This is a genomic window from Roseomonas aerilata DSM 19363, assembly GCF_000711725.1.
In the GTDB taxonomy this organism is placed as follows: Bacteria; Pseudomonadota; Alphaproteobacteria; order Acetobacterales; family Acetobacteraceae; genus Roseomonas; species Roseomonas aerilata.
Genome location: NZ_JONP01000034.1, coordinates 13,818 through 36,874, shown reverse-complemented (window position 1 = coordinate 36,874; position 23,057 = coordinate 13,818). Strand labels below are relative to the sequence as shown.

Genomic DNA, 23,057 nt, shown 5'->3' with positions numbered 1-23,057 from the left:
GCAGGGGGCTAATGCGGACCTCGTGGTGATCGACTTGCCGCCGAACACGGGCGAGGCGACGGCCGCGGCGCTGATCGTGGCGGACCTGTTCCTTGTCCCGGTCTCCCCTTCCGGCCTGGATCTTCGCGCCGCGGCAAAGGCGCTGGATCTGCTTCGGGAAGCCAGGGAGGCGAGAGGGGCCGGAAGGCCGGCCGCGCTGCTGATCCCCTCCAGGGTGGACCGGCGCACCTCTACCGGCCGAGAAATCGAGGCGGCCTTGCACGAGATGGGCGAGCCAGTGGCGCCTGCGGTAGGGATGCGGGCGGCTTTCGTGGACAGCGCGACGGCCGGGGAATGGGTTGGGGCCTTCGCGCCTCGTTCGGTGGGACACCAGGAAATTGCATCCCTGGCGGCCGTAGTTGAGCGCGTGGTGCGGAGGGAGAAGAAGAGTGGCAGGACGTAAAGGCAGCCTGATCGCGGCGGCTAAGGCGGCGAGCGAGCGGGTTGCGGCTGAAGGGGCTGCCGTGCCGCCGGGGGCGCCCGAACCTGCCCCCGCACCGGCCCCGGCGCCTGTAGTGCTCCCGGCCCCCGAACCGCCTGCGACGCCAACCGCGGACTATGTGACCACGGCCATCCATGTGCCCAAGGACGTGCTCATGCTGCTGCGGCGAGTGGCGGTGGAGCGGGCCGGGCGTGAGGGCGGGCGCCCCTCTGTCTCGGCCGTGCTTGTGGATCTGGTGCTGGAAAACCGGGAGAAGCTGGAGCGCGACGCGGAGCGGTGACTACCCCTCTTAATGGACTGCCTGGCTGACAGACCCCATGTTTGATGAATCATCAATTCTTGAGGCCGTCACAACAGAGCCAAGTGGCTTGCAACCGGTGGGCGACATGGGGAGTAGCCCAGAGTCTCGGGGGAATTCGTGCGTGCAGCGGGGCCTGCTGAAAATGGCGATACGTGAACAAGCTCCAAACGCAGGAGCCGCTTCATGTCCGACGCCCCCTCCCCAAAAACAGGGGCAAAAAGCCGACTAGCGCCTGGAACAACCATGTGGGGCCGTGCCCCAGGAGTTGAACCCATGGGCATTCTGAGGACCACGCGCGAGATCGCCGCGACCGTTGGCGCAGTCGCTGTGGCCGTTGGCAAGGTCGCGGCGGCGGTGACGCTCACGGCGACCAGCGCGGTCGCCGTTCGTACTGCTCTGGCAGCCTTCGTGAACTAAGCGGCAGCCGGGGCGCATAGCTCCAGGGCCAGTCGCGAACCACACGCACCCGCCCCCGATGCCCCGCCGGGGCAAGGGCAGAAGGTGTCGAGAGGTCCCCCATACCGCACGGAGTTTCGCCATTCCCCCGCCCCACGCAGCAGCAGCAGCCACACCCCACCATGGCCGGGCGTCGCGGGCGGCCCGGCCAGTTCCACGGTATCAGCAAGGGCGCCGCACCTCCGGCACTGGAACCTCGCCAGCGCCTCAGCCCAGGATAGGCGAGAGAACCGGCGCGAGGTCGGCCACCAAGCGCCGCTGCCTCGAGCACGGGCCGGCGCGCTGCATGCCGGCTCCCACCATGTGCTAAAAGGCCGCTGCGACGCGACCAGCGAGAGGACCGACTTACGGTGGGGGAAAAGAAGAGGAAGCTCGAACGCTTGAAGAGAGAAGCGCTCGAAAAGGGTGAGGAGATGGAAGTCCTCCGGCCACCCCCAGGCAAAGTGAAAGAGGCAGTCGCGAAGGCGAACGCTGCCGGATATCCCGTCCTGGTCGTCTCTGGCGCCGATGAAGGCGAGGAGACCATGAGCAACGAGTGGGGCACCTGGAACGTGACGCGGGCGCTGGCGGACTGCATAGCTGACAAGGTCGGCAGGTTGGTCACGCTGGACATGGCGAAGCTCTACGCGGCGAACTCGGACGCCGACTTCGACGAGGCAAAGGTCCAACATTTTATGAACCGGCCGGACATCCTCGCCAAGCCGCTCCTGCTGCGGATGCAGGGCGGGGTCGGCTGGCTAATTGACGGCATTCACCGGGTGAACGCCCATGAGCGGATGGGTAATCCCGTGGGGGTCGGCTACCTCCTCAGCGAGGAGCAGGCGGAGAAGTACCGCGTGCGCTTCATAGCCGTCGAGCCGGACGGCAGTCACCACATCGTCCCTCCGGCCGAACTGGGGCTTGTCGGCAAGAGCCGCCCGAACGCCTGAAAGATCCCCGTAACTCGCGACCTCGCCTCCTGATGACGCGATCGGTATGTCCTTGGAGGAGGACGGCCGCACGCCGCGCAAAGCTGCCAGCGAGCGACGAGCTCCCATTGCCGCGCCGGATCCGCGAACTCGCCCACGGCACGAGCCAGGGTCTCGCGACCACGGCGGACGGGCTCATCGTCTCCGACGGCAGCCATCATTCTCGCCGCATTTCCTCCTCCAGCAGCGCGAGGTGCGTTCGCACCGGCTCTAGAGCTGCATCGCCCAGGCTGGCGACAGCCACCTCCAGCGCTGGTGGAGTGACGGGGACGGGGCGATCTGGGGAGCCGAAAGGCGCCATCCAGCGGCTGCGAAGCACTTCTGCGCTGTAGCCCTGGGGTCCACCGCCACGACCCCAGAATGCTGGCGTTGGTGGTCAACGGTCACGTCCTCGATGGGCATCGGCATCATGCGGTCCTCATGCTTTGCATTACGGCAGTCTTCCTCGATAGGCGGCGAAGGGCGCCTACGTGGGCGGGCGGTGGCGGTCCTTCGCGAGCGCCATCACCCTCTCCAGATCCGCTACCGTGCCCGCCTCCGCCTCGAAGTCCCCATCTTTCACCTTCACGCGCCGTCCGCCTCTGGCGTTGAGCCACGCGACCGCGACCGTAGCAGCCCCGCCAGCAGCGCCAGTCACGTAGGGCAGGAGGGCACCAAGAATCTCGGGCAGGGGACCAGCGAAGGGCCCGCCCAAGATACCGCCCATGCCCGTTCCTCGCCGCCCCTGGAGCGCCGCGCCGCGCGCCAGCGCGGACGCCGCGCGTGAGGTAGGGAGGGGAATGTGTCGGCCGGCATTCGCTGGCTCGTCCGGAGCTGGGATCAGGGTAAAGCCGTCAGGAGTGCCCGCCATGGCTACAGCCCCACCCTCGCCGCCGCGTTGTCCACAAACAAGCTCCCTCGCATAGTCAATCAAGCAGTCCCTCGTAGAACCGCGTCATCGCGCCGCGCCAGTCTCATCCGGCACCAATAAGCCCAGTCGCAGTGCAGCGGCCTCGAGCTGCGTCAGGTCGCCGTCGCGCAGTCGCTTTCAACTCAGCAGGCCGACCGCTTCTGCCGCAGGGAGATTCAGGGCAGCACCGATCGCGGCCGGTGAGGTAACGCCTTGCTCGTCCAGCCTCCGCCCGATTGCCATTTTCAGGCGGATCGCCTGCAGACGGTCCGCCCTTTGTGTCTGCGTCACCCTAACCTTGCCTTCTCTCATAGAACCGAGCCACAGCGCCGCTTCCATCTCCTGATCACCTACTCACTGCATCCTTCTAGGATGCAATGGTCTGTGGAGAACTAAGTGCCTCTGTGGAATGTCCGACTCTGTCCGGCTTTGTCGCTAATTCGTGGCCAGCTTGTCCCTTCGCTGTCTCTCTGCTGTCTCCTAATAGGATGAAGCCTCGCAGTCCCACTCTGTTGAGAGGCGAGGCCTCGCGACCGCGGCGGACGGGCTCGGGCTCTTCGGCGGTCAAGGCGGACATTCCCGCACCTTCATGCGTTGCCCTGCAGGCATATCGGCAAAAGCCGTTGCGTGAGGCTCGTCCATCACCACGATCATTGCGCCAAACTGCTCTCGGATTTTCACCACTGCGGCGAAGATCCCATCGCTGGGGCTGACATTGTAGCGATACTGGAATTGATCAGAGAGGTCGACATTACTGCGGGTTGATGCAGCAAGAAGTGGGACGGACCTCTGAATTTTGTCGAGAGCACCCTCAATATTCAGCATGTCCACCCGGAGTACCCAAACACGGCCAGTGCAACGTCTACCAGCGTGCTTGTAAAATAGTGCTTGGCCAAGCCTTCCAAGTACGTCTTCGAGAGCTTTTGTAGAATGTGGGCCGAGCTGGATTATGCCGTATTGCTGTTGTCGAAGTAGGTCACCCAGCTTCAGGCCGAACTTCTCACGGAAGAGCCGACGCTGGTCATTGCGGGAGCCTTCCTGCCACTCGTCCCAAATGTCCGGACGGTTGACCTTCAAACTTTTAACCGTCCGCTGCCAGGGCTCGTCCGGGGCATCGCTCACAAGGGACACGCTAAGGATCGCGGCGGCGACCTGCTCGCTTCGCCGGCCAGCTTCATTACACGGGGCGCAACATGGAAACTCGTGCCCTTCTGGCCAGATTCGGTTGTCGAAAATCGCGCGCGGCGGGCAGTGGTCCGTCGTGGTTGCAGGAGCGCCGCAGTAGCAGCACCAAGGGTCCTCTTCGAGGATTAGCTTGCGGCTTCGCTGCTTGCGCTTGGCTTCACCCACGAGACGACACCTTCAACCCGGCCACTCCTCTCTGGCCTCGCGCAGGCTGCTAAGCCTTTTTGGCGTGAGGAAGTAAGTCGAGAAGGATTGCCTCGTCCGCCTGATCAATCAGAACTTGTGACTGTCCTTGCCCTGCGAGTTTAATAGCCTGCTTGGCGGCGTGCTCGAGCGCGTACAGTTTGAGCTCTGCGTCCTCGGGGAAATAGGCCTGCACCTCGTAGTGCAGGACCATCCCCGCCCGAGGCTGAGGCTTTCGCCTTTCAAGCTCTTTCCGCGCTTGGGCGCAGAGTTCAATGACCCTCTCGGAAGCAATGCTGAACCGCGGCATCGGTGCGCCCTACTCTTGGGTGAAGATCACGAGATCACTGCGGTTCATGCCCTCGTCAATTCGCCACATGTCTGCGGGCAGGTCTTTTTGCGCGATGCCATAGAGCCAAGCCACGTAGTCGGAACGGCTGCTGCCTGACTGCCGCGGCCGGCCAATCTCCTGAACCGACATGCGCAGCCCAGGGTCAGGGCGATAGCCGGCGGCGTAGCCCTTAGCCGGATCATTGGTGTATTCGGCAGCGCGGGCCTCGATGTTGGCTCCAATCGCCAGCGCCTGCTGCTTAGTCAACTTCATGGTCTGTGCCTCCTACTCAGGGAGAAAGAGCGACGAGCTCTCCGTCGGCCGCGCGTGCAGGTACCGGCTCGTGGTGGCTACGTTCGAGTGTCCCAGAGTCGCCTGGACGACGTGGATCTTGGCGCCGCGGTCGAGCGAGTGGCTGGCGTGCGCGTGACGGAGCCAGTGGGCGGAGAGGGCAGGGGAGATGCCGGCGCGGGCCGCGGCACGCTTCACCACGTTGTGGGCCTGCTGCGGGCTGAGGGGGTTGCCCTCGCGGGAGAGGAAGACCGGGGCATCAGAGGCGGCCGTGTTCGGCCGGATCGTCTCCAGCAAGCTCCACGTCTTAGCGGAGAGGAGGACCGTCCGGGTTTTGCCGCCCTTGCCGAACACGGTGATCTGCCCGCCCTCGTCCGATCGCAGGGCGAGATCCCGCCAGCGAAGCCCGACCGCTTCCGAGATCCGGAGACCGCCTCGGTAGAGCAGGGAGAGCAACGCCTTGTCCCGGGGCTGCCGCTCGAGCGCAAGGAGGGCCAGCACGTCCCCCTCCCCTATAATCCGCTCCGCAAGCGTCGCCTTGATTGCCGGGAGGCGGATGGAGGCGCCGACGTTGAAGGCGAGGTAGCCGAGCCGGTGGCCGAAGGCAACGAGCGACTTGACCGCGCCGAGGCGCCTGGCGCGGGTGGCGGTGGCGAGGTGGACGAGGCTACCGCCATAGGCCTGCACGTCGCCCAGCGTCACGGCCTGCAGGGGCTTGGCGGCGTGAGAGAGGAAGGCGCGGGCGTCGGCCTCGTAAGCCCGAACCGTGTGGCGCGACCGTTCATGCAGCCAGAGCTGGATGAGGTGATCGTCGCTGGTCGCCTGGACGGGCGAGGCGGGGAGGGCTGGGACGGAGGCGACGACCACCCCTGCAGCATTGCTGGGAGCCATCTTCATCACTGGCACGGACTGTTTAGCCATCGAGCACGGCTCCTGATGGATCATCAATTTAGTTAGAGATAACGTCACTTCTCTCCAACTGCAAATGATGGCTGCAGAGGCTGTGCGGGGCTATCGGGCGCCAGGGCATGCCGGTGGACTGCTCCATCCTGGTACAATGGGTGGGCACCGCGGCAGCTGGGCTCGAGCTCGTTCTCCATCGTCGTTCGATTTCTACTGACGTAAGCAATCAGTTTTGAGAACTGAACCGGCCGCGGCGCCAGAAATACAGCTGCTCGCACTCACCCGCGCCCATACGGCCGCACGCTGAGCCATGCAGGGCAACACTGAGGATGTCTCCAGTCGGCTGTGAAATCAGTCGGAACTGCCGAAAGTTGAAGCTGGTCTTGCGGTAGGTTTCGCCCTCCGAGATGACGACATCCACGGAGCACCCCCCCGAGCCGCAGAACCAAGACGCTCCGGCGGCACAGTCCACTGCCCTATAGTCGAGAATATAGTCGGGCTTGCCGTCAGGACTGAAATTCGCCTGCTTGATGAAGCCGGCACGAAACGTGGCGCTTCCGCAGGACTCGCGAATCTCGGATCGGATATGTTGAACGATCGGTGGCAGCCGGTCTCGCTGCCGCTGGGCTTGCGCCTGGGTTGTGCTGCCAACCCCAAGCAGAAGGATGGCGAGTGCGTAGGAGAGCAGGCCGCGCGCGGTGGGCAGGGCTTTGGCCAGGAGCACGAGGACCGAAGCCAGAAATCCAACAGTGGAAACGGCGGCCCGTTCGGAAGTCATGGCGGTGTTCTCCATCGTCAAAAGGGGGGGGCCTTGTCGCAGGTCCACGATCGGGCCGCGTGGGCGGCGCCCTGCAGCTTGTGCCGGCGGCCTCGGATGGCACGGACCGCCCGCTTCCAGCGGGGGAGGTCACAACTGGCGGCTCACTCTACTGATCAATGATGTATGCCGCTCGCGGCTGGGCGCCATTATCCAAGATGATGTAGCGGGCGCTGTCTGGGCTTGTTGCCGGCCTCAGCATCAGCGAGACAACCCGCGCGGGTTGAAGCGGAAAGTGGCCCTGTTGACCGCCGTTAGCTTCTCGCGTGGGAAGGGCAGTGGAGAGCATCGGGGGTCCATCAGTGCTTGGCGTGCGGCCTCAAAAACAGTCCTCGCGTTAGGTTCGGATGGCACGCTGCCGGCTGGCCGCACCACGCGCACAAAGCCTTGGGCGTCAGCCTCCACGCGCAGCTCCACCACGATGCCCGCCAGTCCCGGAATGCCGGCATCTAATTTCCAGCACTGACTGATTTTGTCCGCGATGCCTCGCACCTCGCCTGCGGTCAGGAGTTCACTGCCCCCTCCCTCGCCGCGGGAGGCTGGCATCGCCGGCGCTGAGGAGGAGCGGGCGCGCACCACCTGCCGCGCCTCCGCTTGCACCGCCCGTAACCGCTCCAAGGTATTCGCCACGGAGCTAGGATCGCTTGCCGGCTGTCTGAGCGGCGCGCCTCCAGGCCTCGGCAGGCCGCTCGCTTCCTGGGTCGGAAGCGAAAGTGGAGTAGGATCCGGGCTTGGCAGGAAGGCTTCTGGTTGGAACGAGGTCACTGCTGGTGGTAACTCTGAAGCCCGTAGCACCATCTGGGTCCAGTCACAGGCCGACCGCACTGGCTCTATAGCGTCAGACAAGCCTTCCAGATTGAAGGTCGCCGTCATCTGCTCCCCCGCGTATGAGGTCGCACGGACTACAAGCCGATCGGCATTCATTGCCTCCGCCAGTATCGCTCCGGGATCCGGGCTAAATGAGATGTTTCGTCTGGGCAAGACAGACCAAAGCGCTTCCTCAGGAGGCTTGCTGTCGAAGCGCCAAGTGACGCTTGCGGTGTCATCGTTCTCGCCCCGCCTTCGAAGCAGGCTGGAAGGCCAGACGATACCAAAATCTGGGTACTTCCCAGCGCACTTGAACCCGATTAGGGCGGGTTCGCCCCGTAGGCCTAGCTCTCTGTCGGCCGCAAGAGTGATCGACACCCTCGCTTCATCGGTAATTGGGTCGATATTGCGGTGCAGCTGCCACCGGTCATTGGAAGCTTCCGCTGCAACTGCTTGCCCGGCCATGATGAGGCCAGCCGAGATCGCGAAAACCAACTGCCTCATGCGTGTCTCCGTGCACTACCGCACTGATACCTAGCTGGCTGCGATTTTCTAGTCGATTTTGTAATGATACTTCCCGGCCGGCTTGTCCTTTCTCCGTGGAAGCCCCCGCGTCAACCGTGCTCGACGCCCCCACAACGAGGCTCTTCGGCCTAACCTGAAAATCGGCGCCCGTGGAATGCTGAGCCGGCTCATCGGCGGTGATCCAAGCGGAGGTAAGGCCATGAGCGAAGCAGAAAAGCGGACCGTTACAATTAAGGGGAGGCTACGGACGCGCTAGCAATCATACGTACTGGGGCCAAGAAGCAAGGAGAAACCCAAGGCACTTGGCTGTGCGGCTGCCGACGTTGCGGACTTACGACTGGGAATGCTGGGACTCCGCGAACAAGTCGGACGCACAGGATTCAAGAACGATGTCTGACCTGCGCTGTCTGGATAAGTCAAAGTATCCACGCGCAATCGGGGGCGGCCTTCGTGTGCAATCGGGGGCGACAACCGCCCAAGATCATGTGTAATCGGGGGCGCAAGCCTATTAGTAGATTCCTCTAGCTACCCTGTAGTTGGCGCCCCCGTCCCTGTGCACTAATCCTGCTGGTGGGAATCGTAATCATGAGTAAGAGTGCATTGAGGGTGGGCGGGGGCCTTGATGGTTAGCGTGATACAGCAGCGGTTGGTCGACCTCTCCAACGACATTGCTGAGACCCCGGCCGATGAGCTGGCCTTTCAACACTCCATCCTGGCTCAAACTTCGCTTCCGGCAGCCCGTCCACCGGACGACCTGCTGGTGTGGGAGCGTCGGCAGGGCAAAGCGACGTTGCTGGTTGAAGCGGGCAAGGCTCTCAACCCCCGCACCGGTCATTTCGAGCAGCTTGGGCTTCCCTATGGACCCAAGGCGCGACTCCTGCTCATGCACCTAAATGGTGAGGCAGTACGACGCCAGTCACCGGTTATCCCCGTCGAAGACACAATGACCGCCTTCTTCCGTCGCCTGATGGGCCGCACGCAGGACGGTCGCCAGGCAAAGATGCTGAAGGAGCAGCTGACAGCTCTTGCAGCCGCACAGTTTCGCCTCGGCATCAGTCATGGGGATAGCGCTGTTCAGATAGACACAAAGGTTGTGGGCGCCTTCAATCTTTGGTTCGAGAAGGATGAGAGCCAGCGCATCCTTTGGCCGTCGACGCTCAAGCTCTCACTCGACTACTTCGACAGTTTGCAGCGCTTCGCCGTCCCGCTCGATGAACGGGCCATCGCTGCTCTCGCCCATTCGGCCGTGGCGCTCGACATCTACTGCTGGCTAGCCCAGCGGCTCCACCGGATGCCTGAGGGCAAGCCGCAGCTGATCCCGTGGGCGAATCTGCAAGAGCAGTTTGGCCAGGGGTACACCCGGATACGTCGCTTCCGAGAGTTCTTCAGCGGCCTCCTCCCGCAGATCCATGCCGCCTACCCTGATGCCCGCTTTGAGACAGACGGGCGGGGCATGACCCTTTGGCAGTCGCCACCCCCGGTAAGGAAACGCCTGGTCTCGGTTGGGCTATGTGCAATCGGGGGCGCACTAGAGCCTAGCAAAGCTTCGCCTCCTGAGTGAGCATGTGCAATCGGGGGCGTTTGCAGCTGCACGGCGCCATACAAAGGGGCACATCGCTAGCCCCGAGTTACGTGGCTTACGCAGAATGAAATTCTTTGTCCTAATGCCGCAATAAACTATTTTGAGAAGGAGAGATAATATTTGAGTTGGCCTTTAGTCCTAGCAGCTGCTGGAGCCCTGGTAGGAATAGGGAGGTTTCTAGATGAATTCTTCGTCAGCAAAGATCACCGCAACAAAGTAACGCTGCAACTAATAAGATTTTTTTGCTGGCTCGATGAAACTACAATTCCGAATATTCCTGGAAGTATTTTGGCTTGGAGTACGATTTCCGAATTTAAGTTGACATTGCAGAACGTCCTTTGGCACTACATGGCAGTTTTTACTTCCACTTTCTTCGTTTCTTTTGGTGGCGCTTTCTTTTTTGGATACAATGTGCAGCATCCTGATGCAATTCCGGCGTTCGCCATTTTTTCCATAGTAATGTCGGCATTTACGTCAGCTATGCTTCTCGGGCCAAGTCGCAGCTTAGTCCAAATTCAGCAACGGCGCACAGGCAGAGTCCCGAGTTTTTTGGCCTCGATTGGAGCAGCGTTTTTTATTTTCATAACTTCAGTGCTGGCTTTCTATGTTGTGGAAAATCTGCATGAATTTTTGGCTGCGCCTGATGACCCCCCCGCTGATCTCCCTGAGGATCATCGAGCTTACCTTAAAGATCGTGAGGAGAGTACCTCATTAATAATTTTTGCGATTTTTATTGCGCCATTTATTCCAGGGTTATCGTTCCCAGCAGTGGCGGCGATTGTGATTCTGAGCCTTGTTGTTACTAAAGCTCTCGCTGATGTCGTACGTCGCTTCCTTATGACGAGTGCCAACGTCGCGACAAAAGCTGAGGTCAAATCGCCATATGCTTATCTGTTCGGCTTTCTGAGTGTTCTACTATTGATAGGCAAACTCGCAGACGAAATTTTGAGGGTCTTGATTTGAACTGTGAGTTGCAAGAATTCACCAGGACTGTCGGGCGGCTCAATCCTATTTGAAACCGCCACACGTCCCAAAAGACACATGTTTTGCCAGCTGCAGGTTGCCTGCTCTTTGTATTTCTCAGACCGCAAAGTCTTCCTTGCTCTTGCCCCGCTCAATGGCTTCCGCAAGCCACTTCGGCATACGGCCACGACCGGTCCACGTAGCATCGTCGGGCCCACGGTACTTCACAGCAACCGGCTTCCCCACATCGCCGCGCACCTTACGAACATTGGTCTGTGGTGCAGCTTGTTTGCCGAGCAGCGCCTCGAGGCTGAGACCCAGCTGAGCAGCCTTGGCCGTGACTTCTTCAACCAGCGCAGCCTTAGCGCTTTCCTGCTTCTCCGCGCGCTTAACTTCCGCCTCCTGGATCAGCTGGGTGAGATCTTGAACCGACAAGTTGTCGAGGTTTGGGAGGTGTTTCGCCATTTCAATATTCCAGACTTTTGGCTGCAATTCCGGCGTAAGCCGAATGTCGCATTATAGTTGCAAACCAAATCTAATACATATCGTAATTGGCAATGGAACTTGGAGGTATGTGACCTCCAGCCTGGCCCGCACCAAGGTATCGGCGTGAAGTCAGCCCCGGAGTCGGTTCACCGTCACAGGCAAACGTCCGGACCGGGATCGCGACGCCAGCCGCCGGACAATCGCTCGATAAGCCAGAAGCGCACGGGGCGCCCCCGCTTGATCGCTGCTTGCAGGACGCGCACCACCAGCACTTCGTCCTGGCCGCCCAGATATGGCGCGGCGTCGCGGCCGAAACGGCGGCAGTAGGCGCTCAGCGCCACCGCTACTGCCTCGGAGGGCAGCGGGGGCGGGTAGCAGTCCAGCGCGGGATCGTAAGGGGCTGGCATCAGATCAGGATCCCGGATGGCGGAGGCCCGCGCCACCCGCCGGAAAGCCGCGAAATCAGGTAGGGACGAATCGGTCGGCCGCGAGCCACCGCCCTGGCCATCACCCGTGCGGCTATGCCCAGGTCCACGTGGATTAGGTGCGGCAGATCATCGCCAAACCGGGCGCGGTAGGCGTCCAGCGCATCGCAAACGGGTCCGCGACATGATCCGGCCAGCGCCCGGACGGGCCCTCCAGCATCCTGTCAGTAGGGGTCACCATATTTGCCCTGCCAGCATCACCAGCATGGACGCCAACACCACTCCGAGGGCCGTGTTCGTCACCCACTGTGCGACGCGCGGGCTCACGGCACCCTCCCGTAGGTCATGACCAGCAACTTCGCGACGCCCAGCGCGCCGACACTGCCAGTGAGGAAGGCCGCGATGGAGACGATGACCAAACACCATCCCTCGCGCCGCAGTCGCACCTCGGTCGGGGTCATGCGCCGGCTTCCTCACCCAGGCGCGCCACAATGCGCTCCACGCGGCCCGCCATGACCTCCAAGCGCTCATCCATGGAGACTATGCGCACCGCGATCCGGTCACAGGTCGCCACAGTCACCCGCAAGTGCTGAGTTCCCGCATCCAGCTCCCCGCGAATGGCCCGCAGCAGCGCCAGGGCCTCCCGCTCCGCTTCCAGACTCATGACGCCTCTCCGCTTCCCGCGTAGAAGCGTGCCACCGCGCCATGCCCGGCTACCAGCCACTCCGCGTAGCGGGCCGGCATGGTGGGGGACTTCCACCACCATGCCTGCACCCCCGCCAGCAGATCCGCGCGGAGTGGCCGCTGCTTCGGGCGGGATCCAGCCCAACGCGCTCTGCGAGGCGCTTGAGGACGTGGGCACGTCGCTCCCCATGAGCGGCCCGCCGGCCTTCCCGCCCTTGTTGACCGCCCGGAACATCGGCCCCTCCGTGACTCCGGCCGTGTCCAGCCAGCGCCGCAGATGGGTCACGGTGCGTGTCGACAGCCAGCGGACCTCGCCCCTACCTTCCTGGTCCGTCTTGCTGGGCGCGATGGACGCCGGCGCCCTGCCAGAGGCGGCCGACGCCTTCCGCAGGGCGCGCTCCGTCTCCGGATGAGGGCCCCACGGGCGGCGCGGGCGTGCGCCTCGAGCCGCGCGACCAGCGCCGGCTAGACGAGAGCGGGGAGGGTGGTCATGCCTCACTGCCCGGCTCGTCGTCCTCCGGCGACTCCTCGCGGATAGCTTGGCGGTAGTGCTCCTTCAGTTGCTCCACCACCTGGGCGATGAGCTCGTTGCCGGGATAGGGGTCGGCTGCCGCGTCGATGACGGCCTCCATCTTCGCAATGGCCTTGTCGACTGCCGCGGGATCGCCGGGATCGAACTCCAGCTGCAGGTCAATGCCTTCCAGGGTGGCGGTGAAGTTGCCCAGCTCGGCCATCGCGTCCCTTGGCATCCCTCAGCCTCCATCATGCTTGGTTACTGCCACTAGCGTGCCCCAGGCGCAGCGTCTTGGTAGGCCGCATGCGATCTGCCGCGTCTTCAACAGAGATCAGATTGAAACCATTGCAAGAAAAGCACAAAATAACGCAGCGTCAGCCGACATCCGGCGAAGCACGCATGGGACAAAGTGATGAGCGATTTTGAGCAGAAGCCCTACACCCCCGGCGGCTTTACCGAAGACGCTAGCATTTTTGCCGAGAACCCCGACCCGCGCTGCCCCGTCGTGCTCCTGCTGGATCGCTCCGGTTCCATGGCCGGCGAGCCACTTAGCCAACTCAATGCCGGCCTAAAGCGCCTGCGGGACGAGCTGTGTCAGGACGCGCTAGCGGCGCGCCGTGTCGAGATTTCAATCATATCCTTCGGACCCGTAACGACGGATGTCGGCTTTGTCACAGCCGATCGCTTCGACCCACCCGAACTTATTGCTGGCGGGGACACGCCGATGGGGCGCGCAATCGAGACGGCGCTCAATCTCCTTTCTCGCCGTAAGGAGGAATATAAGGCGCATGGTATCGCGTACTATCGGCCGTGGATCTTCCTCATCACAGATGGTGCCCCGACAGATCTGTGGCAGAACGCGGCGCAACGCGTGCGGACCGAGGAGGATGCCAAGCGCATAGCGTTCTTCGCGATAGGTGTGCAGGGCGCGGACATGAGTCGGCTAGCAGAGATTACCGTGCGTGCGCCAATCAAGCTGGACGGCTTGAAATTCGGTGATCTATTTGTCTGGCTCTCGCAGTCTCTTGCAGCAGTCTCCCAGTCGCAGCCAGGCACCAATGTTGCCCTGCCGCCGCCCTCCGGCTGGGCCTCGGTGTGACAAAACGCTCTGCCGGGTGGCGCCACGCCGCCAGCAGCGTGATCGGCACCTCGCATCTGCGCACTGGCACCGAGTGCCAGGATTTCCACGCCGTTAACCTGGTGGCTGCCTCGTCAGGCTCCGAAGTAGTCATTGCGGCAGCGGCCGATGGGGCCGGCAGCGCAAAGCGGTCGCTCAACGGCGCGCGGCAGGCCTGTTATACCTTCTTCGAGTGCGCCCAGTTGGCGGTGGCGCAACTGGGGCAGTCGCTCGACTTCTTGCATGATGGCTTCGCTCTCGACACGCTTGAGGATGTTCGCGCCCGCATAGCCGAGCTTGCCAAGGAGTCGGAGGAGCCGCTTTCAGCCTACGCCTGCACCATGTTGGGCGCGATCGTTGCCGACCACGCCGCCTTCTTTCTTCAGATTGGCGATGGAGCGATTGTCTATCGCATGCGCGACGCCGAGACGGCAGTCTGGCGCCTCGCGCTTTCTCCACAGCGCGGCGAATTCGCCAATGAAACGATCTTTGTCACTCGTGGCGACGTAGCCCAACGCATTTCGGTCGCTCGCGTCGCCGGCCCGATTGCCGAGTTTGCGTTGCTGACGGACGGTATCGAGCATCTGGCCGTGAAGATGGCGACCGGAGAGCCGCATGCACGCTTTTTCGAGCATGTCTTCGCAGGCCTCCGCGCGGCGCCGGGGACCGGCACCGCCACCATCCATGAGGCTTGGCTGGAGGCCTTCCTCGCCTCACCCCAGGTCTGCGCGCGAACGGATGACGACAAGACTCTAATCCTCTGTTCTAGGCAATTGGCCACCTGATGTCGCTGGTCGTCTTGGGCAACCCCCTCCAGATCGGCCGTGAGATCGCTAAGGGCGCCGAGGGGGCCGTGCATGAGTTGCTGAGCATGCCCGGCTATGTGGCCAAAATTTACCATGCCGCTCCAGACCCGGTGCGCGCCCAGAAGCTTCAGGCTATGGCGGCAATGCCACCGGAAGCGCGCCCAGCCGGAGCCGCTTGGCCAGTCGCTGTTGTGCAGGACGGGCCACGAATTGCGGGCTTCGTCATGCCCCGCTTCGAGAACCGACGGGAACTCCATGCTGTTAGCGCGCCCGCCGAGCGCAAGAAGATCTTTCCGCAGGCTGATTATCGATTTCTAGTTGCCGTCGCTGCTAACCTGGCGCGGGCCTTCGCTACGGTCCATGCGGCGGGCGCGGTGATTGGCGACGTGAACGAGCGCCTGGCGCTTGTGGACCAGCGCGCGACTGTCGGGCTGGTGGATTGCGACAGCTTTCAAATCGTGGCCGACGGGGTGGTCCTCACCTGCGACGTTGGCGTCGAGCAGTATCAGCCGCCGGAGCTGCAAGGAGTTGCGCTGCGCGGCCGCCACCGCTTTCGCACTCATGACTGCTTCGGCCTCGCAGTGCTCGTTTTCCAGCTGTTGTTCTTCAACCGCCACCCTTTTGCGGGCGTGCCGCTGCATGGCGCTCCCCCTTCGCTTGGCGAGGCGATAGCGCAGCACCGCTTTGCCTGGAGTTCGGAGGCGGCCGCGCGTGGGATTTGTCAGCCGCCGAACACGCTGCCGTTCACCGCTCTTGACGGTCGTCTGCGCGAGCTGTTCGAGCGTACCTTCGGGCCCAGGGGGGATTCTGAAGGCCGCCATAAGGTGAGCGCCTGGGTTGAGGCCCTCGACAGCTATGCAACGCAACTCGTCTCCTGCCGTGCTAACCCACAGCACGCTCATCTGCCAGGGCCCTGCCCAATCTGCGTTATCGAGGGGAGCACCGGAGCGTTAATGTTCGCTCCGCGCGGCGGCGCTTCGGTGCTTGCATTGCCGGATTTCTTGGCGCTGGCTGCGCAATTACGCGCCGAACTCGGGCGAAGGCTGCTGCCCCAGACGCCGGGCCCTCCCCCCTCTGAACGCGATCACACGTCTGGCGTAATCGGCAGGCCACTTCCGCCGGGCGTCGAACGGCCCGGCTTCTTCGGTCGTATTCTCAACGTCGTCGGCATAAGCGAGGGAGTCTGGGCGAAGGAACTCGCAAGGCGAGACGGCGCCATCGAGAATGCGGCGCGTGCTTACCAAGCTGCGTTGGCCAACTGGCTAATTGTGCTGCATAGGGATGCAATCGCGACTCTGGCTCGTGAGATCGACTCCCAATGCGATCGCCTCGCCAACCTGCGCAGAGAGGTAGATGACGTTATTACCGGTGCCGCGGGTCGCGCGAGCAGCGCCGCTTTGCGCACCTTTCTTGAAGCTTTTCCGATTGCTTCCGCCTCGATTGAAGGAGTCGGCCGGGTCCGCATTGCTGCCCTTGAGGGCGCCGGCATAGATACGGCGGCGGATGTCACCAGTAGGGCGCTGGGAGCGGTACCTGGCTTCGGCCCGGTCCTGAGCAAGCGCGTCCTCGCTTGGCGAAAGGCCTGTGAGGCCGGCTTCAAAGCCCCGGCGGCAGCGGGCACACCAGCCGCCAGTACGCCGGCCCTGGCGGCAGTCCGGGCCAAGGGCAAGTCTCTGGAGGTCACGATTAGTGCTGCGCTTGCCAAGCTCGATGGCATGATCACTGCCGAAGCGGCGAGGCTTGCCGGCGTCAGGGCTGATCTCAACCGGCTCGCACGCGACCTCGCCCAGGCCCGCGCCGACCAAGCTATGATGGCCTGATCTATCTCTCCTCGATCTCAACATCCGTGAAGAGGGCGCCCACCCGCCGTGTCCAGTTCGTCACCAGAACCCGAGGAATTCTGACACAAGGAGCAGATCCAAACAGTCGGAGGCGCAACACTCCCATAATTTTATTCGGGCCCGCCGCAATTACTTCTTGACCGGTTGCCGCACCTTCCTTAATTTCGGACTATGAACGGTGGCCCCGAGTTCCGCACCGCATTGACTGACGCCGGGTTCCCCGTAGCGCGTGCTGAAGCCGTCATTCGTTATCTTGGCGAGAATGGGCTGGTTCCGCGTGGTGGCCGCGGGCGCCCTCCCAAGGATGGTCTTGGCTGGAAGGCGTCCCATTTCGCCGTTGCTATCCTCGGATTTGGCGCCATTCAGCCGATTGACGCACCGGGGGTGGCTGCTCTGCTCGGCAACCTCAAGCACACCGCCTCCCATGTTCTTAGCAACGTTCGCGATGAGGTCGGCAAGGTCGTTGAGACCAAGCAGATCCCGGATGAGCTTCTCAGTAGCGGTCTTCTGTTCTCGCTATCGACGCTCATCGAACTGCTTGCTGAGAGGAGCGTTGGCGAGCGTGCCGCCATCCGCCAGTTTTCGAATGGACTTTTTATCAGACTTGATGCGGGTCGAGGGGAGGCCTCGGTGCCTTTCCCCGGAGATGCCGACAATTGGGGGATGGACCAGTTTGGCCCCCGCCAGCGGAACCTGCTTCTTCCCGAACCTCCAAGGCTGTCATGGGGCTTTGAGGTGAAGTTGGAAGTCGAGATCGTGTTTATCGCCGCCGATCTGTTGGCCGAGAATATGGCCCAGCGGAACGGCGGCCTTCTTCCGCCCGAGGGTGAGGTGCTGCCAGGCGCCAATCCTGAGGGCGAACCCACGACCACTGAAAACGACAACGCCTCGGACCTGCCAGGGTCCGAGGCGTCCGATCGTGGTGATCGTGATAGTAACCAGCCGCTCTCCCGAGCGTCCGGGCAGTCATGCGCCACGGAAGATAGGGAAGTCGGGAAATTCGCACAACTGCGAATTCCCGTGAGCGGCTGGGTGTCCCCGACCCTCACGCCGAAAGGCTCCCCCTTCCAATGCCCCATTATGACGGCCTGATCGCACTTCCGGCGGTCGGAGAGACCCTGCTCAAGCTGACCAAATCCGAAAGCGACCCCGTGGCCAAGGCTAAGGTGCGTGACCGCCGGGTGCGGTGCGTGCTTGCCAAAAACCCTGAACTGGCTGTTCGCGTCGGTGGTCGGTTTTTCGTGCTGAACCAGGAGCCGAAGCTGCGGGCCTTCGCCGTCGCGCTGGACCTCTCGCTCCCGGCACCGAAGCCCGCCCGCGCCCGTCGCGCCCCGTCCTCCAACAGCGGGGCGGCGGTCGCGGCCTGAAAACGCAGAAACCGCCCGGGGGCTAACCGGGCGGCTGATCTGACTGCGGTTTCGGGCAACGACATAAAATCTACGCTCTCAACCCGGTAAATAGCAGTCGATCGTTCTGTGTTCAAGCACCGCGTCGCCGCCTCTTAAGGAGGCGCGACCATGCACGACTTCACCTTGCCCGAAGAGACCGCAGCCCGGCTCTTTGCGCTCTCGGACAATCACGCGGAAATCGTAGGGGGCTACCCCTTCGCTGTCGTGGTTGCCCCCCTTCCCCGGACCCGCGCTACACCTGCCGAGTTCTTCGGCAGCCTCGCGCAGCCGAGCGGCTTCTCCGTGGTCCTGACTCACTCTCTCGGGGTGAACTGGACTGACGTCACCGGGGAGAAGCTGCTGGTCTCGGCCATTGAGCGCGATGGCATCGCGCTGCTGGCGTACGAAACGCAGGAGGATGCCGAGCAAGGCCTCCGTCTCGCGTGGCGAGCCATCGCCCCATGGACTGGGCAGATGGCTAAGCCGAGTCTGGAAGAAGGTGCCAACGGCCCGGACGGGGGCGCGGCATAATGCGCCCCTCGATCAAGCTCACGCTTGTCCCGAACGCGATGGACGAGGCTGGGGAGCAGTTGGCTGCCCTGGAAGTTCCGCCCGAGCCCGGCTCCACCCAGAGGCGGCCGATGCTGCGGGTGTTTGGCTCCATTGCCTTGGCGATCGCCGCGAAGGCAGAGGTGGAGCGCCGGCTATGACGGCCCCCTCCATCCAGGTTGTCCCAAACGCGGACGGCCGGACTGTGCGTTTCAAATGCCCGCATTGCCGCCGTAACCACACCCACGGCATTGAGGGGGTTTCGGACGGGACGCGGACGCACCGCGTCGCGCACTGCTGGCGAGCCGGCAGCCCGTTCATGGCGGCGGGCTACCACCTCCAACTGGCCCCGCGTGGGCGTGCCGTAACGGCGCGGGCGGTGATGCCATGAACGGCCCTCGCATTGTCTTCTTGCCGCATGTTCACCCGGAGCGGTGGGCCAGGCGTGAACAGGAGATGCGCGCCCGCGCAGATCTCGAGTGGAGGCGCCACGGCGCCACCGGCCTGTGGGCCGAGTGCAAGGCCAAGGCCGAAGCCTGCGGTCGTTGGGCTCGCGAGCTGCAGCATCTGCACCAGGTCGTGGCCCAGGTGAACGCGGATCTCGCGCAGCACAAACAGGGGGGAGGGCGTGCATGAGCCCTTCTCCGCTGATCGAGCGCATCACCGTCAAGGCCATCCGGCCCGACTTCGCCTTTATCGACGTGCGTATCCCGGGCGCGCACCTTCGCGGAATTGAAGCCAGACGCGACGCCTCCGGCCGGGTGGTTCTCCGTTGCCCGGAACGCCCCGACCGGAACGGGCAATTGTGGCCCATGTTCGCCTTGGCCCCGGCCACCCTGGACGCCGCCACCGCAGAGGTATCGCGACTATGGCCCCCCGACCGATTGGGGGGCAGAGATTGACCGAAAACCTCTCGATCCTGCGGACAGTCGGGAAGATGCTGATGGCGAAGTCCTTCAGCATCGCGCCCAACGGACTTGTGGTGAAGCGCGACTACTCGAACGCGCGCACCTTCCGTGTTGAGCTTGCCCCGGTGGGCGGGGTTCATGACCTGCTTTCCGTTCTTCGGCGGATTGAGCGCGATCCGACCGCGTGCGCAATCCGCGGCGTCCCTAACGATTCTACCGACCTCAACAGCACCCGCCGGATGAAGACCGAGAACGGCGGCAACTTCGATGACAAGCCGCTGCATTGGATCATGCTGGACCTCGACGGGATCAAGCTCCCCGCCAGCGCCAGCCTGATCTCCGATCCGGGCGAGGTGGCGCAGATCCTGGTTGATCTGGTGGCCTCCCATGTCCCGGAGCTGGAGAGCGTTTCGGCTATCGTCCAGTTCAGCTCCAGCGCCGGTCTCGATGAACAGGCAGAGGCGGAGCAGGCCGCCGGCATGCCGCCCCGTTGGAGCGGCGTCTTAAAGAAGGGCGGCGGCATTGGGGCGCACGTCTGGTTCTGGCTGGCAGAGGCGGCAGATGGCGCGCAGTTGGACCGTTGGGCGGCGGCCATCAATGCCCGCGTTGGCTTCAAGTTCGTGGACCCCGCGACCCTGCGGACTGTTCAGCCGCATTACACTGCCGGTCCCGTCTTCGGTGAGGGATTGCGCGATCCGCTTCTTGGGCGTCGCACGATACTCGTTGAGGGTGATAGCGACACCGCGTTGCTGGATATCCCGGAGCCGTCGCGCCGGACGGCATGGACGCCGGGCGAGAGCGGCGGAGCCAGCTTGGGCTTTCACGGCTGGCTGGACGCGATCGGCGGCGCCGAAGGATTCCACGAGCCGATCAACCGCGCGATCGCCGCTTTCATCTCCACCAACTGGCCGGGGCCGGACACCGAAGCCCTCAAGGCGGCCATCACTGCCCGCATTGAGAATGCCGACCCTGGCGCGCGTAGCCAGGCCGAGATGCGGCGCTATGCCAGCGAGCAGATGCTCGACGCGCGGATTGCGTGGGTTGTCGGCCGAGAGCAGGACAAGCGCGCAGCCCAGGCGGCAGAAGCCGCGGCGAAGGCGGAGCAGCCGATCCCGCCGACCTACCCCGACAATTCAATCCCGCTCTCCGACGCCGGGCGGCGCAGCGCGGACAGGTTGAAGGGCTTTGCTGGTCGGGTGGCGGCCGGCGAATGCCCCCAGGTTCTGCACCGCAAGACGGTGGGCGGCGGCAAGACGTTCGACGCGATCGACGCACTGCCGACCCTGCTGGACGCCGGCCGGTCTGTCGGGCGCGGCCCTGCCGTGTTTGCCCATCCCCGCCATGCTCTTGGCGATCAGGTCGCGGCCGATATCCGAGCGCGGTGGCCGCATCTTAAGGTGGCGGTGTGGCGCGGCATGGAGGCAGCCAACCCGGCCAAGCCCGGCGCCATGATGTGCGAGGATCTGGATCTGCCGAAGGCGGCGAAGGCGGCCGGACAGGCATCGTCTGCCGGATGCGTGGCCTGCCCCCTGGCGGCCGGCTGCGCCTACCTCCTGCAGGCGCGGACCGGCAAGAACGCGGACGTCTGGGTTATCCCGCATCAGTCGCTGTTCCTCCGTCCCTTTCGGGCATGGCCGAGCGAGATCAAGGACGGGCACAAGCATCCCGTCGCACCGTCGGTCGTCATCATTGACGAAGACATTACCGGATCGGGCGTCGCCGGCCTTAGCTCCACGGTGCAGCTCGCGCTCTCGGCGCTGCAGTCGGAGGAAACTGGGGCTGTCCGCAATCAGGATCGGGAGGTGCTGCTACACCGCCGCCGGCAGTTCGCCAGTGCGCTCGCCCAGCTTCCGGAAGGTGCGTTGTTCCGCGAGGCTCTGGGGGGCGCCGCCATCGCGAACGTCATTGCCCAGGCTAAGGAATGGGCGGCCCACGAATGGCTGATGAAGCCCCGGGTGAAGATTGCGGAAGGGACTAGCAGGGCGCAGGCGCTTGCCGCCTTTGAGGATGCAGCTGCAGTCGGCTTCTCAAAGCTCCGTCCCATGTTGGGCGAAATGATCGCAGCGTTTCTGGAAGGGGGCGACGCGCGCAGCGTGAACCTCTCGCTGGCACCGGATGCCGATCTCGGCCGCGACCAGGGCACCGGGCCCGCTATCCGCTTCGCCTGGCGTGCTGACATTCACCATGGGTGGGCAGGGCCCATGCTCTTCCTGGACGCGACCGGGCGGCCGGAGGTGCTGCGGCATTGGGCGCCAGATCTCGAGGTGGAGGACACGGAGATTGCCGCCCCTCATCAGCACGTCGTGCATGTGGCCGATCAGGAGATGGGCCGGTCCTGGCTGAAGAAGGAAACGAACCTCCGGGACGTGGTGGATGCGCTGATGGTTGAGGTGGCGCGCGCCGATGGCGAGGTCCTCGCCGTCGCGCAGCTCGCCATCGAGATCCTGTTGCAGGACGAGCTAACGTTCCGCGGTGCTGTCTGCAATCCCGTGCCGGAAGGCGCGAAGGCGGGCGACCCGACCACTTGGCGCTGGCCCTCCGGCAAGGTGCTGCACCTGGCGCACCACGGGAACGTCACCGGCATGAATAGCTGGGCCAAGGTGGCGGCGCTGGTTTGTATCGGCCGCCCTGCCATGCATCGCCTGGCTGGCGAGCGAATGGCCGAGGTAATCGGGGGTAAGGCGGTGGAGACCGTCCCCGACGCTCCGGGGAGCTGGTGGCCAACCGTCACTGCCGCCCTCCGCATGGCGGACGGGGCCGGACGCAGCATCGATCGGCAGCCGCGCCACTCGGACCCCCTGGTTGAGGCCTACCGCTGGTCCGTGACCGAAGGAGCCGTCCTGCAGGCGATCGGACGCGCTCGTGGGGTGCGACGCGCGGCGGACGCCCCCGTGCGGGTGGTGGTGCTGGCAGCGCTGGCCCTACCCATCACCGTCCAGGAAGCGCCGAGCTGGAACCAGTACCGCCCGAACCGGCTGCAGGTCGCGGTGGCGGAGGCTGCGCTGTTCGGTCGGGCCATGCCCCTCGCCCCAGCGGATATGTCGATCGCCCGGCCGGACCTGTGGCGGTCGGCCAAGGCGGCGGAGAGGTTCCTGGAGAACCCTGCGGTTCGTTTTGAAACCCCCCAAAGCCTTATATATAGTATATATAAGCGGTCGGGGGGTTTCAAAACCTTCCACCTCGCCCGGTACAGGAAGGGGCTTAGAGGCCGCTGGTCCGATGCCGTGGTCCCGCAGGTTCGGGGGCGGGAGGCACTTGAGGCCCTGATTGGCCGGGTGCAGGCGTTCGAGCTGACGCCGGCTGAGCCACCGCCGGATCCGCCTAACCCCACGCCACCGCCTCAACCCGCCAGAGTCCCCGCCAGAGCCGGTAGCGCCCTCGGGCGAGGGTATGGGCCCCGCTCCTCGCCCTATCCGCGTGCCAGAGGCTGCGGAGGAGGCGTTGGAGGACGTGGAGATGATGGCGACTGGCCCCGTGCACAGAGCCGGGCCGCATCGTGTCCCTCCCGTGACTGGATCACCTGAGAACAGGCCCCAAACAGAGGGATTTAACGGATATGGATAGTGAAAAATTGGTCGAGGCGGAGCGCCTACAGCGGCACCGCGAGCGGCAGGAGGCTTTTCGCGAGAGGCGCCGTCGGGGCGCGTTGCTCGTACC

The 23,057-nt window shown here is 63.8% G+C and carries 27 protein-coding genes and 1 pseudogene; 16 read left to right on the top strand and 12 right to left on the bottom strand.

All coding sequences use genetic code 11. The features are described from left to right. From BO39_RS33725 to BO39_RS24090, 4 genes and pseudogenes are all read left to right on the top strand, one after another. Window positions 1-442, top strand: a pseudogene (locus tag BO39_RS33725) (hypothetical protein); the annotation flags it as partial. Continuing rightward, window positions 429-761 (top strand): hypothetical protein, encoded by a 333-nt coding sequence (locus tag BO39_RS34035; protein ID WP_211257544.1) that lies wholly within the window; start codon window positions 429-431, stop codon window positions 759-761. The pseudogene BO39_RS33725 and the gene BO39_RS34035, both read left to right, overlap by 14 nt. Before the next feature lie 294 nt (window positions 762-1,055). Further along, a complete protein-coding gene (locus BO39_RS32925; protein WP_156963878.1) occupies window positions 1,056-1,199 on the top strand; it encodes a hypothetical protein in 144 nt (47 codons plus the stop codon). A 389-nt stretch (window positions 1,200-1,588) separates the two neighbouring features. Beyond that, complete coding sequence (locus tag BO39_RS24090) at window positions 1,589-2,167, top strand: hypothetical protein (RefSeq protein WP_156963877.1); 579 nt, start codon at window positions 1,589-1,591, stop codon at window positions 2,165-2,167. A 505-nt stretch (window positions 2,168-2,672) separates the two neighbouring features. On the opposite strand, the gene BO39_RS24080 is transcribed toward BO39_RS24090, so the two are convergent. From BO39_RS24080 to BO39_RS30370, 7 genes are all read right to left on the bottom strand, one after another. Continuing rightward, window positions 2,673-2,912 carry a hypothetical protein gene (locus BO39_RS24080; protein WP_043838410.1) on the bottom strand — a complete coding sequence of 80 codons (240 nt, stop codon included), beginning with the start codon at window positions 2,910-2,912 and terminating at the stop codon, window positions 2,673-2,675. 321 nt (window positions 2,913-3,233) lie between these two features. After that, a complete protein-coding gene (locus tag BO39_RS32920; RefSeq protein WP_156963876.1) occupies window positions 3,234-3,434 on the bottom strand; it encodes a hypothetical protein in 201 nt (66 codons plus the stop codon). Between the two features lie 225 nt (window positions 3,435-3,659). Then, on the bottom strand, window positions 3,660-4,445 hold the full coding sequence (locus tag BO39_RS32915) for a hypothetical protein (protein WP_156963875.1): 786 nt from the start codon (window positions 4,443-4,445) through the stop codon (window positions 3,660-3,662). A gap of 49 nt (window positions 4,446-4,494) precedes the next feature. Next, on the bottom strand, window positions 4,495-4,677 hold the full coding sequence (locus BO39_RS24075) for a hypothetical protein (protein ID WP_043838409.1): 183 nt from the start codon (window positions 4,675-4,677) through the stop codon (window positions 4,495-4,497). Window positions 4,678-4,782: 105 nt separating this feature from the next. Beyond that, window positions 4,783-5,067, bottom strand: coding sequence for a hypothetical protein (locus tag BO39_RS24070; RefSeq protein WP_043838408.1), 285 nt, complete (start codon window positions 5,065-5,067; stop codon window positions 4,783-4,785). Window positions 5,068-5,079: 12 nt separating this feature from the next. Beyond that, window positions 5,080-6,006: a tyrosine-type recombinase/integrase gene (locus BO39_RS24065; RefSeq protein WP_245615362.1), complete on the bottom strand. Its 927-nt coding sequence runs from the start codon at window positions 6,004-6,006 to the stop codon at window positions 5,080-5,082. Between the two features lie 208 nt (window positions 6,007-6,214). Beyond that, window positions 6,215-6,787 carry a hypothetical protein gene (locus tag BO39_RS30370; RefSeq protein ID WP_156963874.1) on the bottom strand — a complete coding sequence of 191 codons (573 nt, stop codon included), beginning with the start codon at window positions 6,785-6,787 and terminating at the stop codon, window positions 6,215-6,217. A gap of 1,996 nt (window positions 6,788-8,783) precedes the next feature. Between BO39_RS30370 and BO39_RS24055 the strand changes: the two genes are divergently transcribed. Beyond that, a complete protein-coding gene (locus BO39_RS24055) occupies window positions 8,784-9,698 on the top strand; it encodes a replication protein RepA (protein WP_169742820.1) in 915 nt (304 codons plus the stop codon). Window positions 9,699-9,839: 141 nt separating this feature from the next. After that, window positions 9,840-10,682, top strand: a complete 843-nt coding sequence (locus BO39_RS32910; RefSeq protein ID WP_156963873.1) for a hypothetical protein — start codon at window positions 9,840-9,842, stop codon at window positions 10,680-10,682. Window positions 10,683-10,799: 117 nt separating this feature from the next. On the opposite strand, the gene BO39_RS24050 is transcribed toward BO39_RS32910, so the two are convergent. The 4 genes from BO39_RS24050 to BO39_RS24040 all read right to left on the bottom strand — a co-directional run bounded on the left by BO39_RS24050 (window position 10,800) and on the right by BO39_RS24040 (window position 12,257). Next, a complete protein-coding gene (locus tag BO39_RS24050; RefSeq protein WP_043838406.1) occupies window positions 10,800-11,147 on the bottom strand; it encodes an H-NS histone family protein in 348 nt (115 codons plus the stop codon). A 173-nt stretch (window positions 11,148-11,320) separates the two neighbouring features. Further along, entirely contained in the window at window positions 11,321-11,575 is a 255-nt protein-coding gene (locus tag BO39_RS24045) for a hypothetical protein (RefSeq protein WP_156963872.1), read from the bottom strand. A 341-nt stretch (window positions 11,576-11,916) separates the two neighbouring features. Continuing rightward, window positions 11,917-12,054, bottom strand: a complete 138-nt coding sequence (locus BO39_RS32905; protein ID WP_156963871.1) for a hypothetical protein — start codon at window positions 12,052-12,054, stop codon at window positions 11,917-11,919. Beyond that, complete coding sequence (locus BO39_RS24040) at window positions 12,051-12,257, bottom strand: hypothetical protein (RefSeq protein ID WP_043838402.1); 207 nt, start codon at window positions 12,255-12,257, stop codon at window positions 12,051-12,053. The genes BO39_RS32905 and BO39_RS24040 overlap by 4 nt, the downstream gene beginning before the upstream one ends. A 133-nt stretch (window positions 12,258-12,390) precedes the next feature. Here BO39_RS24040 and BO39_RS24035 point away from each other — a divergent pair, with 133 nt between their 5' ends. After that, window positions 12,391-12,690, top strand: coding sequence for a hypothetical protein (locus BO39_RS24035; RefSeq protein ID WP_043838400.1), 300 nt, complete (start codon window positions 12,391-12,393; stop codon window positions 12,688-12,690). A gap of 75 nt (window positions 12,691-12,765) precedes the next feature. Here the strand turns inward: BO39_RS24035 and BO39_RS24030 are convergent, their stop codons facing one another. Continuing rightward, entirely contained in the window at window positions 12,766-13,026 is a 261-nt protein-coding gene (locus tag BO39_RS24030) for a hypothetical protein (protein WP_156963870.1), read from the bottom strand. A gap of 177 nt (window positions 13,027-13,203) precedes the next feature. On the opposite strand from BO39_RS24030, the gene BO39_RS24025 reads away from it, so the two are divergent. The 9 genes from BO39_RS24025 (at window position 13,204) to BO39_RS23990 (ending at window position 22,924) form a co-directional block, all read left to right on the top strand. Next, window positions 13,204-13,890, top strand: coding sequence for a vWA domain-containing protein (locus BO39_RS24025; RefSeq protein WP_052402543.1), 687 nt, complete (start codon window positions 13,204-13,206; stop codon window positions 13,888-13,890). A 38-nt stretch (window positions 13,891-13,928) separates the two neighbouring features. Beyond that, window positions 13,929-14,693: a PP2C family serine/threonine-protein phosphatase gene (locus tag BO39_RS30365; protein ID WP_052402542.1), complete on the top strand. Its 765-nt coding sequence runs from the start codon at window positions 13,929-13,931 to the stop codon at window positions 14,691-14,693. Continuing rightward, the gene (locus BO39_RS24015; RefSeq protein WP_043838398.1) at window positions 14,693-16,534 is read left to right on the top strand and encodes a helix-hairpin-helix domain-containing protein; all 1,842 of its coding nucleotides are present in this window, start codon (window positions 14,693-14,695) and stop codon (window positions 16,532-16,534) included. The genes BO39_RS30365 and BO39_RS24015 overlap by 1 nt, the downstream gene beginning before the upstream one ends. Window positions 16,535-16,726: 192 nt before the next feature. Beyond that, window positions 16,727-17,647, top strand: coding sequence for a hypothetical protein (locus BO39_RS32900; protein ID WP_156963869.1), 921 nt, complete (start codon window positions 16,727-16,729; stop codon window positions 17,645-17,647). Further along, window positions 17,626-17,922 carry a hypothetical protein gene (locus tag BO39_RS24010; RefSeq protein ID WP_043838396.1) on the top strand — a complete coding sequence of 99 codons (297 nt, stop codon included), beginning with the start codon at window positions 17,626-17,628 and terminating at the stop codon, window positions 17,920-17,922. Before BO39_RS32900 ends, BO39_RS24010 begins: the two co-directional genes overlap by 22 nt. Before the next feature lie 150 nt (window positions 17,923-18,072). Continuing rightward, window positions 18,073-18,474, top strand: coding sequence for a hypothetical protein (locus tag BO39_RS24005; RefSeq protein ID WP_043838394.1), 402 nt, complete (start codon window positions 18,073-18,075; stop codon window positions 18,472-18,474). Further along, window positions 18,474-18,653 (top strand): hypothetical protein, encoded by a 180-nt coding sequence (locus tag BO39_RS24000; protein WP_043838392.1) that lies wholly within the window; start codon window positions 18,474-18,476, stop codon window positions 18,651-18,653. The genes BO39_RS24005 and BO39_RS24000 overlap by 1 nt, the downstream gene beginning before the upstream one ends. A 471-nt stretch (window positions 18,654-19,124) precedes the next feature. Beyond that, window positions 19,125-19,394, top strand: a complete 270-nt coding sequence (locus BO39_RS32895) for a hypothetical protein (RefSeq protein ID WP_156963868.1) — start codon at window positions 19,125-19,127, stop codon at window positions 19,392-19,394. Continuing rightward, window positions 19,391-22,924 (top strand): hypothetical protein, encoded by a 3,534-nt coding sequence (locus tag BO39_RS23990; RefSeq protein WP_043838388.1) that lies wholly within the window; start codon window positions 19,391-19,393, stop codon window positions 22,922-22,924. Before BO39_RS32895 ends, BO39_RS23990 begins: the two co-directional genes overlap by 4 nt. Window positions 22,925-23,057 lie beyond the last annotated feature (133 nt).

What these genes read in the sequence shown, in the direction of transcription:
- BO39_RS24075 (WP_043838409.1), bottom strand. Translation starts at nt 4,677, where the DNA reads ATGGTCCTGCACTACGAGGTGCAGGCCTATTTCCCCGAGGACGCAGAG.
- BO39_RS32900 (WP_156963869.1), top strand. Translation starts at nt 16,727, where the DNA reads ATGAACGGTGGCCCCGAGTTCCGCACCGCATTGACTGACGCCGGGTTC.
- BO39_RS24080 (WP_043838410.1), bottom strand. Translation starts at nt 2,912, where the DNA reads ATGGGCGGTATCTTGGGCGGGCCCTTCGCTGGTCCCCTGCCCGAGATT.
- BO39_RS24000 (WP_043838392.1), top strand. Translation starts at nt 18,474, where the DNA reads ATGCGCCCCTCGATCAAGCTCACGCTTGTCCCGAACGCGATGGACGAG.
- BO39_RS32920 (WP_156963876.1), bottom strand. Translation starts at nt 3,434, where the DNA reads ATGGAAGCGGCGCTGTGGCTCGGTTCTATGAGAGAAGGCAAGGTTAGG.
- BO39_RS24010 (WP_043838396.1), top strand. Translation starts at nt 17,626, where the DNA reads ATGCCCCATTATGACGGCCTGATCGCACTTCCGGCGGTCGGAGAGACC.
- BO39_RS24070 (WP_043838408.1), bottom strand. Translation starts at nt 5,067, where the DNA reads ATGAAGTTGACTAAGCAGCAGGCGCTGGCGATTGGAGCCAACATCGAG.
- BO39_RS32905 (WP_156963871.1), bottom strand. Translation starts at nt 12,054, where the DNA reads ATGACCCCGACCGAGGTGCGACTGCGGCGCGAGGGATGGTGTTTGGTC.
- BO39_RS24015 (WP_043838398.1), top strand. Translation starts at nt 14,693, where the DNA reads ATGTCGCTGGTCGTCTTGGGCAACCCCCTCCAGATCGGCCGTGAGATC.
- BO39_RS32925 (WP_156963878.1), top strand. Translation starts at nt 1,056, where the DNA reads ATGGGCATTCTGAGGACCACGCGCGAGATCGCCGCGACCGTTGGCGCA.
- BO39_RS24040 (WP_043838402.1), bottom strand. Translation starts at nt 12,257, where the DNA reads ATGAGTCTGGAAGCGGAGCGGGAGGCCCTGGCGCTGCTGCGGGCCATT.
- BO39_RS24025 (WP_052402543.1), top strand. Translation starts at nt 13,204, where the DNA reads ATGAGCGATTTTGAGCAGAAGCCCTACACCCCCGGCGGCTTTACCGAA.
- BO39_RS24045 (WP_156963872.1), bottom strand. Translation starts at nt 11,575, where the DNA reads ATGCCAGCCCCTTACGATCCCGCGCTGGACTGCTACCCGCCCCCGCTG.
- BO39_RS24065 (WP_245615362.1), bottom strand. Translation starts at nt 6,006, where the DNA reads ATGGCTAAACAGTCCGTGCCAGTGATGAAGATGGCTCCCAGCAATGCT.
- BO39_RS24005 (WP_043838394.1), top strand. Translation starts at nt 18,073, where the DNA reads ATGCACGACTTCACCTTGCCCGAAGAGACCGCAGCCCGGCTCTTTGCG.
- BO39_RS24050 (WP_043838406.1), bottom strand. Translation starts at nt 11,147, where the DNA reads ATGGCGAAACACCTCCCAAACCTCGACAACTTGTCGGTTCAAGATCTC.
- BO39_RS24030 (WP_156963870.1), bottom strand. Translation starts at nt 13,026, where the DNA reads ATGCCAAGGGACGCGATGGCCGAGCTGGGCAACTTCACCGCCACCCTG.
- BO39_RS32895 (WP_156963868.1), top strand. Translation starts at nt 19,125, where the DNA reads ATGAGCCCTTCTCCGCTGATCGAGCGCATCACCGTCAAGGCCATCCGG.